1 protein-coding gene is annotated in these 406 nt (G+C 41.9%); it reads right to left on the reverse strand.

The genetic code is table 11. The features are described from left to right. Positions 1–287: 287 nt before the first annotated feature. Positions 288–401, reverse strand: coding sequence for a C1 family peptidase (locus H4O20_RS15475; RefSeq protein ID WP_368856699.1), 114 nt, complete (start codon positions 399–401; stop codon positions 288–290). Positions 402–406: the final 5 nt, after the last annotated feature.

A 406-nucleotide genomic window follows, 5' to 3' on the forward strand; every position in this document is an offset into this window, starting at 1 on the left:
TTGTGACTTACACTAAAGAACATGTATTTACACTGAGGCAAAAATCAACTAAATCAATGCCATTAAAATGACCAAAAAACAATTGCATAAAGTCCCTAAAACAGTGTCACACAATACCTAGAGCTTGAGGTTTTATTTCTCACAGTCTCATTCAGGCTGTGAGACACAGTCCCCTGTGTCAGGCGACTCCTTTTTCACTACACTAGTGGATTTCAGTAAACCACTCGGGTACCCGAGACAGTAATGTGGCCTTCTGGTACAATGTTTTAACACTAGAGGTATCTTCCTTAGACAAGAGGGTAGCTAGCTGCTGTAGCAATACCACAGTGGTTGTGTCGGTCCTTTGCCATGTAGATATATCCTTTATCACCCCAGTTCTCACTCCAGCTGTTCTTGACAATCCAGT

This window comes from Aequorivita sp. 609 (assembly GCF_014212065.1).
Classification (GTDB): Bacteria; Bacteroidota; Bacteroidia; order Flavobacteriales; family Flavobacteriaceae; genus Aequorivita; species Aequorivita sinensis.